We start from the raw sequence: 16,116 nt of genomic DNA, 5'->3' as shown, positions 1-16,116 counted from the left end.
TTTCGCGGTGCGGCGCAGCATGCGCTTACGTATGGGCATGCATTACCGTAACGCCGTGATAACAAACACCGCCCCGGTTCAAGGAGTGTTACCGACATGCTTCGTACTCGCACCATCACTGGCGCCATCGCCGCCGCGCTGCTGATCAGCTCCCCTGCTTTCGCTGCCAAGTCCCAGTTCGATAGCGTTGTCGTGTTCGGCGACAGCCTCAGCGACGCCGGCAACATTTCGCTGGCCACCAACCCGGCCATCCAGCCGCCGCTGGAATTCACCACCAACCCGGGTGCCGTGACCGTGCAGAACGTGGCCAGCCATTACGGCTACGGCCTGACCGCCTCGCTGACAGGCGGCACCGACTACGCGTGGGGTGGTGCAGGCGTGTTGACCAACTCGCCGGGCACGCCTTCCGCCGTGCCGACCATCACCACCCAGGTCAACGCTTACCTCGCTGGCGGCAAGTTCGACAGCAAGGCGCTGTACTCCATCTGGGGCGGCGCCAATGACATCTTCTACGCCGCGACCGCCGCTGGTGCTGGTGCGACGGCGCAGCAGCTGATTCAGGCGAACGTGGCCCAGCAGGTTCAGGCCCTGCAGAACGCGGGTTATCCGCCCAGCGTCATCGCCCAGCAGCTCCCTGCCATCACCCAGGCCGTGACCGCTGCCGTGACCCAGCAGGTGCTGGCCGCTGCCGGCGTGTCGGGTTTCCAGACCGCCGACCAGGCCGCTGCCAACGTCGCCGCCGCCGCCCAGCAGGAAGTGAAGCTGATCGGTCAGATGCAGGCCGCCGGCGCCAAGAACATCCTGGTGTTCAACCTGCCCAACATCGGCCTGACCCCGTCGGCCCTCGAGCAGGGCGCCAGCGCAGCCTCGTCGCTGACCAGCCTCAGCCTGGTGTTCAACGGCACGCTCAACGCGGGCATCGCGCAGCTCGGCAAGGGCATCGTCCCGGTCGACACCTTCAGCCTGCTCAACGAAGTGATCGCTAACCCGGGCAAGTACGGCTTCACCAACGTGACCAACGAAGCCTGCGGCGTGGGTTCCAGTTCGGTGCAGTGCGGTCCGGTCGGCTCGGGCCTGCCGTACACCTATGCGGCCGGCACCAACCAGACCTACCTGTTCGCCGACGGCGTGCACCCGACCACCGCCGCCGACGTGATGCTGGGCCAGTACGTCGTCTCCATCCTCAGCGCGCCGGGCTACGCCTCGCTGCTGGCGGAAGCGCCGCTGGCCTCCATCCAGGCCCAGAACCGCGCCGTCCGCAACCAGATGCTCGCCGACGGCCAGGGCAGCGACACCCGCGTGTGGGCCAATGTTGATTACGGCGATCAGCGCTTCGACTCCAGCGCCACCTCGCCGCGCACCTCCAGCGACAACGTCAACCTGACCATCGGCGCCGATGTGCGCTTCAACGACAACTGGTCGGGCGGCATCGGCATGAACATCGGCCAGCACAACGCCGACTACTCCGGCGGTGGCGGCTACAAGCTGCAGGACGTGTCCGGCCTCGGCTACATGATGTGGCACCAGGGTGGTGGCTACGTCGGCGGCTACGTCGACTTCGGCCAGGACAACTTCTCCGACATCCAGCGCAACATCCAGCTCGGCAGCGCGCTGCGCAGCGAAACGGCCAAGGCCGATGGCAATCACGTCGGCGGCGGCATCACCGGCGGCTACTGGTTCGACATGGGCACGCTGCGCACCGGTCCGTTCGCCACGTTCGAATGGCAGTCGGTGAAGGTCAACGGCTACAACGAAAGCGGCAGCGACTCCACCGCTATGTGGTACGGCAGCCAGCAGCGCGACTCGCAGACCAACACCCTCGGCTGGCGCCTGGAAGGTCACTGGCAGGCCGGCAACACCATGCTGTCGCCCTACGCGGAACTCGCCTGGAACTACGACAGCAAGGCTGACCAGCGCCTCGTCACCGCCGGCCTCAACGGCATGCCGGGCTCGTTCGAACTCGCCGGCTTCACCCCCGACAAGAACTGGGGCACCGGCGACATCGGCCTGAGCGCACAGTTCAGCCAGGCCCTGAGCGGCTGGGTCGGCTACAGCGGCCGTTTCGGCGACAACAGCCAGAAGTACAACAGCGTGAACCTGGGCATGAAGTACGCCTTCTAAGAAAGACGCTGGTTTCGCAGAAAAGTCGTCCGCGTAAGCGGGCGGCTTTTTTGTTGGGTGAGATTCCAATCACTTCCAACTGACCGCAGCAAGCCGCGACGCGATGTGCAGCGCAGCTGCACGAGCCGTCTGCACCGTTCTTGATCTTGGGCCCCCTGTGCGGCGGTGAGGGGTGGACGATCAGGCCCACAGGGGGATCGGCAGGGATGCCGATTCCTTTTCGTCCGGGCAGGAGCCCGGTCGAAAAGCCCGGCCGCCCCTCACGGACTGGCTGGGCAACGCCCAGCCAGCGCCAAGCGGGGGTGCCCTTTCTTTTGGTTACTTTTCTTTGGGCAAGCAAAGAAAAGTGACCCGGACTGCGGCAGCAGTTCGGAAGCCCGCGGCAGGCGAGCCAGGTCGAGGAAAGGACCAAAAAGAGCGAAAAGGCAAAGTCACTGGATTCCCGCCTTCGCGGGAATGACGGTGAGGGGTAGGGACGTCATCGCAAGAATGGCGGTTGGGGTAGAAACATCATTGCGATGAAAGTGGTGAAGAATAGAGGCGTCATCGCAAAGGCGGCGGCGAGGGATAGAAACATTCTCGCGAGCACCCGACCTTTATCCCCTTATCGGGACTCACCCCAACCCTCTCCCCGAAGGGGAGAGGGAGTTGGCACTGCGTCGCCGCGATGCGTACGCTCTATTTGGACGTCCATACGCCCAAACATCACCCAAGAAAAAAGCCGCCCACTTTCGTGGACGGCTTTCTCTTGAATCAATACCAGGCGAAACGAGGACTTACTTGCCCTTGCCGTTCGTCGCCAGGTTAAGGATCGTCTGCGACTGCTTCTGCAGGCTGGCGGCTTCGTCGTCCGACAGCGGGGAGGTCTTGCCGCCCTGGTCGTTGGTCTTCAGCACCAGCGTGCCATCGGCCGTCCACGCAGCGCGCTCGGTCGAGGTCGGCTTGGCGTCCTTGCTGGACTTCTTCTGCTGGGCGACCACCCACGGCTTGCCGTCCTTGTAGGCGTAATCGGTGCTGGTGAAGCCCTTGTCGCCGTAGTCGACTTCTTCGCGGATGAACTTCACTTCACCGGCTTCGCGGAACACCTGCCAGCCACGCGAGACCTTGTCTTCCAGCTTGGTGCCGCTGCTGATCTTCATGCCGCCGATCTGCTTCTGCACGGCGGTGAAGGCTGCCAGTTCCTTTTCACCCGGGGTCTGCTCGGCGACGAGCTGGATGTTCACCTGGGTCGGCGCGCCCTTGGTCAGCACCTGGGTCTGCAGCGGCGGGTTGTACTTGCGGTCGCCGTCGGTCAGCGTGGCCTTGAGCACGTACAGGCCGTTCGGGTTCACGTCGGCCGGGTTGAACGGCACCTGGAACGAGATCGGCAGCGTGTTGGCCGGCTCAATCGTCTTGGTGGCGAGCGGAGCGGCGTCCGCGTTGGAAACGTCGATCAGCGTCAGGTCCAGCTTGGACGAGGCGGACACGTCGCCAGCGTCGCGCAGGGACACCTGGCCGGTGATCTGGTTGGCCTGGGCCGGCGGCTGCTGGGCAGCGCCATTACCGCCCTCGGTGCCGCCTTCGGACGACTGGGAAGAATTGCCGCAGCCGGCGAGAGCCAGAGCAGCGACCGACATCAGCGACCAAACAAGACGGCGCATGGGAAAACCTCTTTCGATTGTCAGGGCTAAGCGCGAGAACCATCAGGCGCCCAACACGCCTCGACTCTACACGGGGGAAGATTCCAGCATATCCCAAACGTAAGGCCTTGTAAAAGTTGGCTCCATGCGCTTGCGTATGCAACAGCAAATAGCCGCCTAAACGGCCTGTGAACAAAAACGGCGGCCCATCGCTGGGCCGCCGTGTGCTAACGCAACGCTGCTCTTAGAAGCGCTGCGAATACTTCAGGTAGTAGAAGCGACCAATGTCGAAACCACCGTAGTAGACGAACGCGCTGTTCGGCTTCGAATACATGATGGGGCCGGCACGATCGAACACGTTGTTGGCACCCACGGAGATCACGCCCTTCCACGGCATGGCCCAGCGGAACTGCACGTCGTTGAACGTGGTGCTGCCGACGTGACGCATCGGCTGCGCGCCGTTGAACGGATCGATGTGGTCGGGCTCGTTGCACTCGCCCATGGCCACGGCCACGCAGTTCTCCGTCATGCTGGAGTAGTAGCGCATGGTCCACGTCGCACCGAAGATGCCCTTGGTCCAATCCAGCGACAGGTTCGAACGCACGCGGAAGTTGGCGCCGATACCGGTGTACGGATGCACCTTGGTTTCCGGGTTGTTGTCGGACTTGACGTTGAGGTAGTCAACGTAGGTCGTGTTCCAGCGCGTGGCGAAGTTGCCGATGGCGCCCAGCGAGAACTTGTAGTTCACGCCGAAGTCGTAGCCGGCGGTCTTCTCCCAACCCTTGTTGGTCAGGCCATAGAACATGTTGGTGATGACGCCCGTGTTCGGATCACGCGTGAAGCCGGAGCAGCGCGACGTGATGCCTGCCACGTAGCAGTCGTCCAGGATGTCCTGCACCGAGTCCTGGCTGATCAGGTTCTTGATGTCGATCTTGTACCAGTCGAGCGAGACGTCGAAGCCTTCGATGTACTGCGGGCTGTAGATCAGGCCGAAGGTGCGGGTCGTGGCCGTTTCCGGCGTCAGCTTGTCGTTGGAGCCGTTGGTGAACTGGTAGTTCGTCGCGCACGGATAGGTCGTGCAGGGCAGCAGCGCCTGGCCGAGCTGGACGAAGTTGCCGGCCACAGCCGGCTGGCCACCGAAGCCACCCGTACAACGGGCAGCCACCGCCGGGTTGCCCCGGGCCGAACCGCTCTTGGAATCGCACGGATCGGTGTACGACTCGAAGCTTGAACCGGTACCGCCGTAGAGGTCAGAGATGGTCGGCGCGCGGAAGCCCTGTGCCCAGCTGCCGCGGACGAGCAGTTCGTCGATCGGCTTCCACTTCACGCTGGCCTTGCTGTTGGTGGTGGTGCCGAAGTTGTCGTAGTCGGAGTAGCGGGTGGCCACGTCGACGGACAGCTCGCGCGCCATCACCACGTCCTTCAGGAGCGGCACGTCGAATTCGAGGTAAGCCTCGTTCACCGAGTACTTGCCCTTCGTGGTGGTCGCCGCCAGGCCCGAGCTCAGGCCCGCCTGGTTGAACGCGTCCGGCACGAAGCGGCCGTCTTCCTGGCGATGTTCCACGCCGCCGGCGATACCGATGTCACCGGCCGGCAGGCCCGGGACCGTGCCCGCAATGTTGGCGGTGTAGTCGACGGTGGTGGTCTTGCCGGTGTCGTGGAATTCGGGGAACAGGAAGGCCTGCAGGTCCGGATCAGCCAGCGAACCGGCGCCGGCCTGGCCGTACGGCAGCAGCGGGTTCCACGCCACGCAGCCGTTGACCGGCTTGGCGGCGGTACCGCAATGGACCTTGCCGTCCGAACCCATGTACGACGGGCCCAGCGCCTGCTCGGCGTTCACCAGGTTGAAGTCACCGTGGCCGGTCTTGAGCATGTTGTTGCGATTGGTCATCGCACCAACGTCCCAGTTCCAGGTGCGGCCGCCGAGTTCGAAGAAGCCTTCGAAGCCGGCCGTCCAGCGATAGGTTTCCAGCTCACTGTTGGTGGTGCGCGGCATTTCCCAGCCACGACGCGCGAAGTTCAGCGTGGTGCCCAGCGGGTTGAAGTAGCTGGTAGCTGCCAGCGGCGTGCCGAACGACGCGGACTGGTACGGATAGCCCGCGATCTGCTGGAACGTGTCGCGCTTGTTGTAGAGGAAGTCCGTCTTGAACGCGATGTTCTCGGCAAGGTTGTACTTGCCCGCCACGAACAGCGAGGTGCGCTCCTGGCCTGTGGCCAGCGTCATCTGCTGGTTGGAGTTCGCGTAGCGGTCCGACGTCAGCGGCTGGTAGTTGGCGATGTCGCGCGGGTCGGTGCCCGGCTTCAGCGTACAGGTGGCCTTGGCGCCGCCCGGGCCGCAGGGGCCGCTGAACGAACCGTACTGGCTGATGCCGCTCCAGCCGGCGGTGGGATGGTACGGACCCGACGGGTAGGCGCTGAACTCGCGGTCCTTTGCCCAGACCGGATCGTCCTTCTGGTACTGCGCGCTGGCCATGATCGAGCCGCGGTCATTCGCCGTACCGATGGTGAAGTCGTAGCTCTGGCCCTTGCCGTCGCCCTGGTCGTACTCGCCCACGTAAGCGTTGGCTTCGGCGCCGGTGAAGTTGCTGCGGGTGATCACGTTGACCACGCCGGCAATGGCGTCCGAACCGTAGATGGACGAACCACCGTCCTTCAGCACTTCGATGCGCTCAATCACCGACACCGGGATCTGACCCAGATCCTGCAGGCCCGAGGTGTTCGCACCCAGGCGCTTGCCGTTGACCAGGATCAGCGTGCGGTTGGCACCCAGGTTGCGCAGGTCGACGTAGTAACCACCCACGTCTTCGCCCGACGACAGCGCGTTGGCGCGGCTGATGGCCGGCGTGCCCACTTCGGTGAGGTTCTGCAGGATGTCGGCGACCGAGGTGAAACCCTGGTTCTCGATCTGCTTGCGGTCGATGGTGACCACCGGCTGGGCGGTCTCGATGTCCACGCGCGGAATGCGCGAGCCCGTCACGGTGACGGTTTCAAGCTTCTTGGCGTCGTTCTGGCTGGCGGATGCGTCTTGGGCAAAGGCCGGTGCCATGGCCGCGAAGGTACCTACGGAGAGCGCCAGGCGGACGGCGACCGTAAGTTTGTTGTCAACTTTCTTGCGGAACTGCATAGTTTCTCCCCAGTAAGACGCCGGCCCCAACCGACGTCAGAAATGCCGTCATGCCGTGGCAAGTGACTGTCCCAACGGCGTTGCACCGTGGGAAAAGCTGTCTGCCAGCTGAACAAGTCGGCGTAATCGTGATTACCAATTCGCAACAGTCTCGTTCTTGGTCTCGGTAGAAGTTGCTCCCCAGGGGCCTTCGACTACCAAGAACTTACGACCTTATGTGAAAATTCTTGCGAGTGTCAACGCTTTCGTAACGCTTGCTTCACGTGGGCGTGCGGAATTTCGGACCACGCTCCCTCACAAGTCGCCATCCGCCAGGAAAATGCGATGAACATGCTAAAAATTTCGACCACCGAGTCTTCGTCCACCTTCGCGGATCGCATCAAGGTGCTCATCCAGCGCGTGGGCAGCGTCACGGAGATCGCACGGATGTGCGGCTTCTCCGAAGGCGTCGTGCGCAGCTGGCGCGATGGCAACACCGACCCGTCACGTGCGCGCTGCGTCACGCTGGCCAAGACCCTGGGCATTTCCCTGGTGTGGCTGGTCGCTGGCGAAGGCCAGATCCAGGTCAACGACACCCTGAACTCGGGTGACGACCAGACCAACGCGGAAACCGCCGCCAACCGCCATCGCTCGAAGCTGCGCACTGCCGCAGACACGCTGCATGCCAGCGGCATGGCGATGGACCCGAATCGCTTGAACACGGCACTGCGCATCCTGCAGTCGGAACTCGACCTGGCCGAGAGCCGCCTGACCCTGGCTGACAACGCCGACATGCTGGCCGACCTCTACGAGATCCTTGGCCCGGGTGGCACGGATGTGGACGCTACCGCGATGGTGGCCTTCAACCAGCGCCTGCACGAGCGCGTGAAGCGCGGTCGCCAGATCGCCGCTGCGTAAGCGAGTGCGTCGCAAGGCATAAAAAAACGGCAGCCCTGAGGCTGCCGTTTTTTGTGGCGCAATGACCCGCCGTCAGAGGCGGGCAATATCCGCAATGGCACCGAACTGCGCCTTCAACTGGCCGAGCAAGGCCAATCGGTTGGCGCGCACGGCCGGGTTTTCCGCGTTCACCAGCACGCTGTCGAAGAACGCGTCCACCGGGGCCTGCAGCTGGGCGAGACGCGTCAGCACGGCGGCGTAATCGCCAGCCTGCAACGGCGCCGCGTTATCGGAGCGGGCCGCATCCAGCGCGGAAGCGAGCGCGCGCTCCGCATCGGCCTCGAAGTGCGACGGGTCCACCGTGGTACCCACCGGTGCGGCGCCGGCTTCCTCGGCCTGCTTGCGCAGGATGTTGGCCACGCGCTTGTTGGCAGCGGCAAGGCTGAGTGCCTCCGGACGACGGCCAAATTCGCCGACGGCACGCAGGCGACGGTCGAAATCCACCAGCGTGGACGGCGATACAGCGAGCACCGACTCGAACTGTTCACCGGTGAAACCCTGCTCGGAGTAGTAACCGCGCAGTCGATCGAACACGAATTCGACCAGCTCGTCAGCGAGCGCCGCACGACGCTTGCCGGCGTCGAGCGTCGGTGCCTTGCCGTCCTTGCCCGGCTTCAGGCCGGCAGCGAGCGCGGCTTCCGGCAGCAACTCCAGCGCTTCGACGAAACTGCCACGCAGGTCCAGCTCCAGGCCGCCTTCAACCAGCGTGCGCGCCAGGCCGAGCGCAGCGCGGCGCAGCGCGAACGGATCCTTGTTGCCGCTGGGCTTCATGCCGACGGCGAAGATGCCGGCCAGCGTGTCAAAGCGATCCGCCACGGCCAACACCTGGCCAACCTTGCCGGCAGCGATGGCATCACCCGCAAAGCGCGGCTGGTAATAGCTGTCGAGCGCATCGGCGACATCCGCCGATTCACCGTGACGCGAGGCGTAGTAACGACCCATCACGCCCTGCAGTTCGGGGAATTCACCGACCATGCGTGTGAGCAGATCGCACTTGCTGAGCGCGGCCGCGCGCGTGGCGGCACCGGCATCCACGCCGACGCGGCCGGCGATGATGCGGGCCAGCTCGGCCACGCGCACCGTCTTGTCCCAGAGCGTGCCCAGCGCCTGCTGGTAGGTCACGTTCTTCAGCTGGTCCTGATAACCGGCCAGCGGGGTCTTGAGGTCTTCATCCCAGAAGAACTTGGCGTCGGCGAAGCGCGGGCGAATCACGCGCTCGTAGCCTTTGCGGATTTCCGACGGCTGCTTGCTCTCGATGTTGGCAATGCCGATGAAATGCTCGGTGAGCTTGCCCTCGGCATCGAACACCGGGATGAACTTCTGGTTCGTCTCCATGGTGGTGATCAACGCTTCGGGCGGCACGGCCAGGAATTCACGATCGAATGTGCACGCCACAGCCACGGGCCATTCCGTGAGGTTGGCGATTTCGTCGAGCAACGCGTTGTCCAGCTGCGGCACGCCACCGGTTTCCCTGGCAGCGCGCGACACTTCATCGCGGATCTTCTGGCGACGCTCGGCCGGATCGGCCAACACCTTGGCCGCACGCATCGAATCCAGCCAGATATCGGCATCGGACACGTGCACCGGCTGCGTGTGCATGAAGCGATGGCCGCGCGATTTGCGACCGCTGGTAAGACCCAGCACTTCGCCATCCACGATGTCCGAACCGTGCAGCATCACCAGCCAGTGCACCGGACGCACGAAGGAGTAATCGTGGTTGCCCCAGCGCATGGGCTTGGGAATCGGCAGGCCCTTGAGCGCCTCTTCAACGATTTCCGGCAGCAGCGTAGCAACCGCCTGGCCCGGCTTCACCGCGCGGAACACGAACCACGCACCCTTGTCGGTTTCGAGCTTTTCCAGCTGTTCCACGGTGACGCCGCAGGACTGCGCAAAACCCTGCAAAGCCTTGCTGGGATTGCCTTCCGCGTCGAGTGAGGCATTCACCGCGGGACCGCGGCGCTCGACACTTTGCTCGGGCTGGTTGATGGCAACAGCAGGGATATGGACGGCCAAACGACGCGGCGAAGCGTACAGCGCTGCCTTGTCCAGATCGGCTTCCACGCCGCGCTTGGACAGGCCATCACTGATGCCGCGCAGGAAGGCGGCAGCCAGTTCGTCCAGCGCCTTGGGCGGCAGTTCTTCCGTGCCCAGTTCGATCAACAGCGGCTTGGTGGCGGCGCTCATGCAGCCTGCTCCTTGACGTTCTTCTTCAGACCCGGAAAACCGAGCTTTTCGCGTTGCGCGACATACGTTTCAGCCACCGCGCGGGCCAACGTGCGCACCCGCAAGATGTAGCGCTGGCGCTCGGTGACGCTGATGGCGCGGCGTGCATCGAGCAGGTTGAAGGTGTGGCTGGCCTTCATCACCTGCTCGTACGCAGGCAATGGCAGGTTGGCGGCGATCAGCTTGTTGGCCTCGCCTTCGCACACGTCGAACCAGCGCAGCAGTTCGGGCACGTTCGCGTGCTCAAAGTTGTACGTGCTCTGTTCCACTTCGTTCTGGTGGAACACGTCGCCGTAGGTGACCTTGCCGTGCGGGCCTTCGGTCCACACCAGGTCGTAGACGTTGTCCACGTTCTGCAGGTACATGGCCAGGCGTTCGAGACCGTAGGTGATCTCACCGGTCACGGGACGGCATTCCAGGCCGCCGGCCTGCTGGAAGTAGGTGAACTGGGTCACTTCCATGCCGTTGAGCCACACTTCCCAGCCCAGGCCCCACGCGCCGAGCGTGGGCGATTCCCAGTTGTCTTCGACGAAACGCAGGTCGTGGACCAGCGGATCGAGGCCCAGCTCCTTCAGCGACCCGATATACAGGTCCAGGATGTTGTCCGGGTTGGGCTTCATCACCACCTGGTACTGATAGTAATGCTGCAGGCGATTGGGGTTTTCGCCGTAGCGGCCGTCGGTAGGACGACGCGAGGGCTGCACATAGGCTGCCGACCACGGCTCCGGGCCGAGCGAACGCAGGAACGTCGCGGGGTGAAAGGTACCTGCGCCCACCTCGGTATCGAGGGGCTGCAGCAAGACACAACCCTGCGCCGCCCAATAGCGGTTAAGGGTCTGGATCACATCCTGGAAGGTGCGCGCGGACATGGCTTTCCGTGGGCTTCAATAAAGCGGGTTAGTATAGCCGGGACCGCTTTCTTCGCTGAATTGAGGCGAAAAAAGCCTACCGGGAGAGATCGCCGCATGGCCGCTTCACCGCAATCCGTGTCCCTGCTCGGCCGCCGAAACCGGCTGGCACTCGACGACATGCTGGCCACGCTGGTGGTGGACGGCTATCTGTTGGCCGAAGATGCCAAGCAGGTTCGCATGGGCACCCGCAGTGGCCGCGCCACGGTGGAACTGCATCCGCTGGTGCTGGTGGCCAATGCCAAGCTGCCCAATCAACGCGATCCGGGCCGGCCCTTGAGTCTGGAAGGGCTGACCGAATGGCTCGCCGGCCAGGCGCAGCTGTCGTACCTCAAGATCGATCCGATGAAGATCAACGTGGCCGCGGTGACCCAGGTGGTCAGCCGCGCCTACGCCGAACGTCATCGCATTTTGCCGGTGGCGGTAGCGCCCGGCGAAGTGACCTTTGCCACCTGCGAGCCATTCGACAACAGCTGGGCCGCCGATCTTGCCCAGATGATCCGCCGCGACGTGAAGCGCGTGGTGTCCAACCCGATCGACATCAATCGCTATCTGCTCGAGTTCTACGGCGTGCAGCGGTCCATCCAGCTCGCGCAGGATGCGAAAGGGCAAAGCACTTCGTCCCTCCTCAATTTCGAGCAGCTGCTGGAATTGGGCAAGAGTGGTGAAGTCGGCGCAGACGACCGCCACGTCGTGCACATCGTCGATTGGTTGCTGCAGTACGCCTTCGAGCAACGCGCGTCGGATATCCACCTGGAGCCTCGTCGCGAAGCGGGCTTGATGCGCTTCCGCATCGACGGCGTGATGCACAAGGTGTTTGAACTGCCGCCGCCGGTGATGACCGCCGTCACTGCGCGCATCAAGATTCTTTCGCGCATGGACGTGGCCGAGAAACGACGTCCGCAGGATGGCCGCATCAAGACGCGCTCGGCCTCGGGCCGCGAAGTGGAATTGCGTATCTCCACCATGCCGACGGCGTTCGGCGAAAAAGTGGTGATGCGTATCTTCGACCCGGATATCGTGGCGAAGGATTTCTCGCAGCTCGGCTTCTCCGCCGACGAAGACGCTTCGTGGCGCGCGATGGTGGAGCGCCCGCACGGCATCGTGCTGGTCACCGGCCCGACCGGTTCGGGCAAGACCACCACGCTTTATTCCACGCTCAAGCATCTCGCCACGCCGGAATTGAACGTCTGTACGGTGGAAGACCCGATCGAAATGGTCAGCGCCGAGTTCAACCAGATGCAGGTGCAGCCGGCGATCGACCTGGATTTCGCCACGGGTGTTCGCACACTGCTGCGCCAGGATCCGGACATCATCATGGTCGGCGAAATCCGCGACCTGGAAACCGCGCAGATGGCGGTGCAGGCATCACTCACCGGTCACCTGGTGCTGTCAACGCTGCATACCAACGACGCACCCAGCGCCATCACGCGCCTGCTCGATCTGGGCGTGCCTCACTATCTGATCCAGTCGACGCTGACTGGTGTGGTGGCGCAACGACTCGTGCGCACCTTGTGCGCGCATTGCAAGGAAGCCACCACGCAGGACCCGCACGAGTGGACCGCACTGACGCATGGCTGGTCGCTCGCGGTGCCGGAGAAGGTGTTCAAGCCCGTGGGTTGCCTGGAATGCCGCAATACCGGCTTCATGGGTCGTACCGGCATCTACGAAATGATGCCGCTATCGCATCGCTTGCGCGGACTGATTTCATCGCAACTTGACCTGGGCCACTTTGGCCACGCCGCCTTGGCCGAGGGCATGCAGCCGCTGCGTATTTCAGCCGCCGCGCAGGTGGCGCGTGGTGTCACCACGGTCAAGGAAGTTCTCACCGTCATTCCTCCCATTGAGCACGGTGCCGTCTAACGTGGCACCGGGTTCAACCATCGCCTGTCGTCGTATCGCATGAAGCCTGTATTGATCATCCGCACCGGTCGCGCCCCCGATCCCATTCGCGCGCGGCACGGTGATTTTCCGCACTGGTTCCGCCTGGGTGCGCAACTTTCACCATCGCGCATTCGCGTCGTCGACGTGCAGGCGGGTGAAGAACTGCCGCCTCCCAATGATGTCGCAGGGGCACTCATCACCGGCTCCGCGTCCATGGTCACCGAGCGCGCGCCATGGAGCGAACGCACCGCGGGCTGGATTCGCGACGCCATGGATGTGGAACTTCCGCTGTTCGGCGTGTGCTACGGCCATCAGCTGATGTCTCACGCGCTGGGTGGCCGCGTCGACTACCTTCCCGGTGGACGCGAAATCGGCACAGTGTCGCTCAACGTGCTGGAAGCGGCGAAGCACGATCCGCTTGCCAGTGCTCTGCCATCCGAATTTCGCGCACATGCCACGCACGAGCAGAGCGTGCTTGAGTTGCCCAAGGGAACGACCGTACTGGTGAGTTCCGCGCGCGATCCGAATCATCTCGTTCGCTACGGCAAGAACGCGATGAGCGCGCAGTTCCACCCCGAGTTCAATGCCGATGTGATGCGCGCCTATATTCATCGCAAACACCACGACATGAAGCGCGAAGGGTTCGATCCCCACCACACTTTCAAACAAGTGGCGCCCACACCGTTGGCGCGCCGGCTGTTCCGGCAGTTCTCGCGACACCATGGCCTCGCTGCGGGCTGACGCCGCTGTCACAGTCGCTGTCTAGAATCAGCCCATGGGTGCCGAACGACGCGAAGCACCGCAACCGGGATGAAGTCGATGACTCGAGCACCGCATGTGCACCGTGCATCCGTCATCGCGATGCGCCTGGTCGACATCGCCAATGCGATCGACCTGACCGCAGCTGAGTCGTTGTGGGCGCGCCAGGCGCGCACGGCAGCGGCCCGCAGCAAGCTGACCACAGCAGCGCCCAAAGCGATGACGTTCGGCGTTCCACCCGTCGAGCTGTCATTGGGTGCGCTGCAGATCGATATCGCCGGGCAAGCGCTGCAAGCCACGGCGCTGGCCAGGCTCTACGAATTCGGCGTGGCAGCGTTTTCGATCAGCGTGCCGGCGGATGATCTGTCGTGGATGGATTTCAGCGCGCGGGTGAACGCCGTCGATGCGGCGCTTGGTCTCGCCTCGGACACGGATCTATGGAATCGGCTGGTGGTGCAGATTACGGGCATCATGCGCCCCGCATTGTTGCGACCCAGCCAGGAACCCTTGCACGAGGACTATCTGCTTGGATTGGTGCACTCGCTTGAAGGTGTCACGAGCACGGCGACGCTTCACGACGATCTCGATCTTGTACCGATGCTGGCCGGCGAATCGCGCCCCTTGTCCGAACCGGCGAGGCAGGAACTGCTGCGACAACGCTTTTCGTATTACACCGATGATCTTGCCGTACTCACGTGGGATCGCGCCTTCATCTATGAGCCGCGCGACGAGTCGGATGTGGTCGATATCCTCGAAGTCGCCAACGCACAGCTGCTGGAACTGCGTTACTACGACGAACTGCTCGATGCAGAACTGCCGCGCATGTACGACCTGGTGGAAGCGACACATCACGTCGCCAATCCCCTGGCGGCTCGTCGATACGCCGACCTGGCACGCCATCTCTATACGCTCGTGGCCGAAGTCACCGAAATCACGGAGAAGGTGGACAACGCCTTGCAGGTGACCGAAGACGTGTATCTGGCGCGCGTTTACGCCGCCGCACTCGAACTGTTTCGCGTGCCGCACGTCAGCAAGGCGGTGGATCGAAAGCTGGCCATCATCCGGGACAGCTATGCGGCGCTTTACGAAGAAGCCTCAAGCAAGCGCGGCGAACTGCTGGAGTTGGCGATCATCGCGCTGATCGTCGTCGAGATCGTCATTGCCGTCATCCGGCACGTTTGAGCTGCTCAGCGCGAACGTGGCGGCATCGGGAAGGGCGTGATCTTCTGCCCGTCACTGGCATCGCGTATCACCAGCGCACCTTTGCTTTCGACTTCTTCGATACGCACCACCGACTGCATCGGCAGGTGCAGCACGCGCGTGTCCTTGAACTCGTCGCGAAGCTTTTCTTCCGTGGGGTCGACCAGGATGCCTTCGCCAACGGGCTCGAACACGAGTTCACCGACCTCGGTAAATCCCCATAAACCGCTCGACGCCACATGGCGAGCATAGAGCTCGTAGCATTTGCCCAGGTGGAGAAAGGTGACCTTGTAGAGTTTCTTGTTGCGCATGGCCGTATTTTAGCCGCGCAGGCGTCGCGCGATGTCGTCACGCGAGAACAGCGCGAACACGATGCCAAACAGGAAACCCGCGATGTGCGTCCACCACACCACCGCGCCGTAACTCGGGCCTGCGTAGCTGAACAGCAATTGCAGCAACACCCAGATGCCGATCAGCAGAAACGCCGGCACACGGACAAATTCGAGATAGAGGCCAAGCGGCAACACCAGGCCCAGCTTCGCGCGCGGAAACAGCGCGATGTACGTGCCGAGCACCGCCGATACCGCACCGCTGCAACCGATGATGGGTGACCGCACGCCTGCCAGAGACAGGGCGCCCACCAGGTTGGCCACGATGCCGCCAAGCACGAAAAGCAGCAGGAAGCGCAACGAACCCAAGGCTCGCTCCGCCGGCAGGCCAAAGATCACAAGAAAGAGCAGGTTGCCCAGCAGGTGCAGCCACGCAAGATGGATGAAAAGCGCGGTGAACAGCCGGAGCAGCGATGGATCATGCAGCTGCGGAAGGATGGGCTCCTTCGCATCGAAGATATTCGCCGGCACCGTGCCCCACTCGAGCCACATCGACATGCGCTGCGGGGCCGGCATCAACGCCAAACCCACGAAGCTGATCACGCATACGACCACCAGAAGCACGGTGGCCCACTGCACGTGCTGGCGACGGCGGGTTTCGACATGGACAAACACAGGAACGCTCCGCGAGATGGAAGGCCAGATGGCTTTGCATCATAGGCGATAAGGTTTTTCTGCACAGCGCATGGCGCGCGGAGCCATCGCACTGCGCGGCGAGGGCAAAAGCCGCCTGCAGCGAAGACGTTCGGCTCAAAAGGCGCGTCGACTCGACCGATGCGCCGGGAAAACGCCGCACATTCCGGCTGAAAACCCGCGCGAACAAGCGAAGGAAAGCAGCATGCGAAGCACACCTGCGGCCGACATTTTCCTTGCGCGCAAAGACAAACGCCTTCCCGGATGGGAAGGCGTTTGAGGGATAAAGCCCCTGGCGGTGACCTACTCTTGCATGAGGA

The 16,116-nt window shown here is 63.3% G+C and carries 11 protein-coding genes; 5 read left to right on the top strand and 6 right to left on the bottom strand.

Annotation, left to right across the window (positions count from 1 at the left end; all coding sequences use genetic code 11):
- Nucleotides 1-96: 96 nt before the first annotated feature.
- On the top strand, nucleotides 97-2,121 hold the full coding sequence (locus DK366_RS14275; RefSeq protein WP_109126229.1) for an autotransporter domain-containing protein: 2,025 nt from the start codon (nucleotides 97-99) through the stop codon (nucleotides 2,119-2,121).
- Nucleotides 2,122-2,897: 776 nt separating this feature from the next.
- On the opposite strand, the gene DK366_RS14270 is transcribed toward DK366_RS14275, so the two are convergent.
- Both DK366_RS14270 and DK366_RS14265 read right to left on the bottom strand, forming a co-directional pair.
- Nucleotides 2,898-3,761 carry a DUF1481 domain-containing protein gene (locus DK366_RS14270; RefSeq protein ID WP_109126228.1) on the bottom strand — a complete coding sequence of 288 codons (864 nt, stop codon included), beginning with the start codon at nucleotides 3,759-3,761 and terminating at the stop codon, nucleotides 2,898-2,900.
- Between the two features lie 223 nt (nucleotides 3,762-3,984).
- Nucleotides 3,985-6,864 (bottom strand): TonB-dependent receptor, encoded by a 2,880-nt coding sequence (locus DK366_RS14265; protein ID WP_109126227.1) that lies wholly within the window; start codon nucleotides 6,862-6,864, stop codon nucleotides 3,985-3,987.
- Between the two features lie 324 nt (nucleotides 6,865-7,188).
- Here DK366_RS14265 and DK366_RS14260 point away from each other — a divergent pair, with 324 nt between their 5' ends.
- Nucleotides 7,189-7,761: a helix-turn-helix transcriptional regulator gene (locus DK366_RS14260; RefSeq protein WP_109126226.1), complete on the top strand. Its 573-nt coding sequence runs from the start codon at nucleotides 7,189-7,191 to the stop codon at nucleotides 7,759-7,761.
- 72 nt (nucleotides 7,762-7,833) lie between these two features.
- Here the strand turns inward: DK366_RS14260 and glyS are convergent, their stop codons facing one another.
- Together glyS and glyQ are read right to left on the bottom strand one after the other, a co-directional pair.
- Nucleotides 7,834-9,984 carry a glycine--tRNA ligase subunit beta gene (gene glyS / locus DK366_RS14255; RefSeq protein ID WP_109126225.1) on the bottom strand — a complete coding sequence of 717 codons (2,151 nt, stop codon included), beginning with the start codon at nucleotides 9,982-9,984 and terminating at the stop codon, nucleotides 7,834-7,836.
- Nucleotides 9,981-10,892, bottom strand: a complete 912-nt coding sequence (glyQ, locus tag DK366_RS14250; protein ID WP_109126224.1) for a glycine--tRNA ligase subunit alpha — start codon at nucleotides 10,890-10,892, stop codon at nucleotides 9,981-9,983. Before glyQ ends, glyS begins: the two co-directional genes overlap by 4 nt.
- A gap of 96 nt (nucleotides 10,893-10,988) precedes the next feature.
- Between glyQ and DK366_RS14245 the strand changes: the two genes are divergently transcribed.
- From DK366_RS14245 to DK366_RS14235, 3 genes are all read left to right on the top strand, one after another.
- Nucleotides 10,989-12,794: a GspE/PulE family protein gene (locus DK366_RS14245; protein ID WP_109126223.1), complete on the top strand. Its 1,806-nt coding sequence runs from the start codon at nucleotides 10,989-10,991 to the stop codon at nucleotides 12,792-12,794.
- Nucleotides 12,795-12,833: 39 nt separating this feature from the next.
- Nucleotides 12,834-13,556 carry a glutamine amidotransferase gene (locus DK366_RS14240; RefSeq protein ID WP_109126222.1) on the top strand — a complete coding sequence of 241 codons (723 nt, stop codon included), beginning with the start codon at nucleotides 12,834-12,836 and terminating at the stop codon, nucleotides 13,554-13,556.
- 78 nt (nucleotides 13,557-13,634) lie between these two features.
- The gene (locus tag DK366_RS14235) at nucleotides 13,635-14,756 is read left to right on the top strand and encodes a hypothetical protein (RefSeq protein ID WP_232821057.1); all 1,122 of its coding nucleotides are present in this window, start codon (nucleotides 13,635-13,637) and stop codon (nucleotides 14,754-14,756) included.
- 5 nt (nucleotides 14,757-14,761) lie between these two features.
- Here the strand turns inward: DK366_RS14235 and DK366_RS14230 are convergent, their stop codons facing one another.
- Both DK366_RS14230 and DK366_RS14225 read right to left on the bottom strand, forming a co-directional pair.
- Nucleotides 14,762-15,085: a DUF1820 family protein gene (locus DK366_RS14230; protein WP_109126221.1), complete on the bottom strand. Its 324-nt coding sequence runs from the start codon at nucleotides 15,083-15,085 to the stop codon at nucleotides 14,762-14,764.
- A 9-nt stretch (nucleotides 15,086-15,094) separates the two neighbouring features.
- Nucleotides 15,095-15,778 (bottom strand): rhomboid family intramembrane serine protease, encoded by a 684-nt coding sequence (locus DK366_RS14225; protein ID WP_109126220.1) that lies wholly within the window; start codon nucleotides 15,776-15,778, stop codon nucleotides 15,095-15,097.
- Nucleotides 15,779-16,116: the final 338 nt, after the last annotated feature.

Origin of the sequence: Dyella sp. C11 (assembly GCF_003121485.1) — a bacterium.
Lineage (GTDB): Bacteria > Pseudomonadota > Gammaproteobacteria > Xanthomonadales > Rhodanobacteraceae > Dyella.
This window is presented reverse-complemented; position numbering and strand designations above follow the sequence as displayed.